The organism is Psychroflexus curvus (assembly GCF_020164585.1).
In the GTDB taxonomy this organism is placed as follows: Bacteria; Bacteroidota; Bacteroidia; order Flavobacteriales; family Flavobacteriaceae; genus Psychroflexus; species Psychroflexus curvus.
This window is the reverse complement of sequence record NZ_JAIQZF010000015.1, coordinates 1-1902: the sequence shown is the minus strand read 5'-3', so window position 1 is coordinate 1902 and position 1902 is coordinate 1. Positions and strand designations below refer to the sequence as shown.

Below are 1902 nucleotides of genomic sequence, written 5' to 3'. Positions count from 1 at the left end.
AACAATTTCTCTTGATAAGTCTTTTTTCCTTGCATTACTAAAGATAATCAATTCCAAACTTTTCAATGCCAATCAATTCTATATATTTGCAAGAAATTGAGTTGTGCAACAGGCACACAGGCTATAAGTAATTGCTTGTTCTCGCCTACTTTGGAAATTCCTGCGGAATTTCCAACTTGGTGTGTACTTGCAAAATTAAGTGCTAACCCACGCAACTACTCATAGCCGTGACCGTTGTGGCTAATGCTAAAAAAAACTTTCAAAAAATGATTTGAACTAAAATTTGAGTATCTTTATTCTATGAAAATATCTGAAAAAAACATTAATCGAATTAAGAAACTTTGCAAGCAATACAAAGTCAAAACGTTTTCAGCTTTTGGCTCTGTGACTCGTGATGATTTTAAAGACGATTCTGATATCGATTTTGTTGTAGATTTTGAAGAAACGGATCCGTTTAAATACACTGACTTATATTTTCAACTCAAAGAGAGTTTAGAAAAAATACTTCAGCGACAAATTGACTTGATAGAAGAACGGGGAATAAAAAATCAATTTTTCAGAAAAGAGCTTGATAGCTCAAAAATTCTGATTTATGGACAATAGAATTAATGCTTGGTTTGAAGACATAATTAAATCTATTGACGAAATATTTGACTTTCTACCCGAAAAAAAAGATTTCTTTGAGTATCAAAAAGACTTAAAAACCAAAAAAGCAGTTGAAAGAAATATTGAAATAATCGGTGAAGCAATAAATAGAATAGTTAAACACAAAGGATCAGATTTTCAAATAAACAACGCTCAAAAGATAATCGGAACTCGAAATAGAATTGCTCACGAATACGATAGCATTTCTGACGAAGTTATTTGGACGATAATAATTCGAGAACTACCTGAATTGAAGAAAGAAATCCAAAGCATGGTGGAAAAGCACTAGCCACAACAGCCCATAATGCTGAAAAACACAAAAGTTATCAATATGGTAACTTTTTTAATTATATTTGCATCAAAGAAATTTGAATTGAAAATATTTTCGAGAGGAACATTACGAGATTTTGGGAAAAACACGGTGATTGTGAATTGCAACTTAAAACTTGGTATCGTGAAACCGAGAAATCAAATTGGAAAACGATTAACGAATTAAAATCTGAATATCCAAATGCAAGTATTTTAAAAGATAATCGAATTGTATTCAACATCAAAGGTAATGTCTATCGGCTGATTGTAAAATTTAACTTTGAATATCAACTGGCTTGGATTCGATTTATTGGAACGCACGCTGAATACGATAAAATTAACGCAAACGAAATTTAAAATGGAAATAAAACCAATAAGAAACGAAGCTGATTACAAAAATGCTCTTGAGCGTTTGGAAGTGATTTTTGATGCAAAACGTGGAACGGAAGAAGGCGATGAACTTGAAATTTTATCGATTTTGATTGATAATTATGAAAGTGAAAACTTCCCAATCGAAATGCCAGATCCGATATCAGCAATCAATTTCAGAATGGAACAAATGGGTCTGAAACAAAAAGATTTGGTGGAAATGATAGGATTTAAAAGTAGGGTTAGTGAAATAATGAATAAAAAGCGAAAACTGACTTTGGATATGATTCGGAAATTAAACGCTAGCTTAAAAATTCCTACTGAAGTTTTAATTCAGGACTACTAACAATCAACACTCCGAAAGCACTGTGGGCAACATCGGTAACCGTTGCACAAGCCACTAAAACACTAAAAAATGAGTTGTTTTAAGCCCTTTTCAGGGCTTTTGTTTCTTTATCAGAGTTGGATTTACACTAAATTTAGAGGGCTTAAATCAAAGTTGATTAAGTATTGCAGGGTTTTTATTTCACAAAGCAAAGACTGCAGAGCTTTTGCTCCACTTTTTACTCGTTTTTGAGT

General features: G+C 32.2%; 4 protein-coding genes. All 4 read left to right on the top strand.

Annotated elements, in window-relative coordinates; genetic code table 11:
- The first annotated feature begins 300 nt into the window (after positions 1–300).
- The 4 genes from LB450_RS13565 to LB450_RS13550 all read left to right on the top strand — a co-directional run bounded on the left by LB450_RS13565 (position 301) and on the right by LB450_RS13550 (position 1669).
- Positions 301–603 carry a nucleotidyltransferase domain-containing protein gene (locus LB450_RS13565; protein ID WP_224489797.1) on the top strand — a complete coding sequence of 101 codons (303 nt, stop codon included), beginning with the start codon at positions 301–303 and terminating at the stop codon, positions 601–603.
- A complete protein-coding gene (locus LB450_RS13560) occupies positions 593–934 on the top strand; it encodes a HepT-like ribonuclease domain-containing protein (protein ID WP_224489796.1) in 342 nt (113 codons plus the stop codon). The genes LB450_RS13565 and LB450_RS13560 overlap by 11 nt, the downstream gene beginning before the upstream one ends.
- Before the next feature lie 143 nt (positions 935–1077).
- Positions 1078–1311 carry a type II toxin-antitoxin system HigB family toxin gene (locus LB450_RS13880; RefSeq protein ID WP_224489794.1) on the top strand — a complete coding sequence of 78 codons (234 nt, stop codon included), beginning with the start codon at positions 1078–1080 and terminating at the stop codon, positions 1309–1311.
- A gap of 1 nt (position 1312) precedes the next feature.
- The gene (locus LB450_RS13550; RefSeq protein ID WP_224489792.1) at positions 1313–1669 is read left to right on the top strand and encodes a helix-turn-helix domain-containing protein; all 357 of its coding nucleotides are present in this window, start codon (positions 1313–1315) and stop codon (positions 1667–1669) included.
- Positions 1670–1902 lie beyond the last annotated feature (233 nt).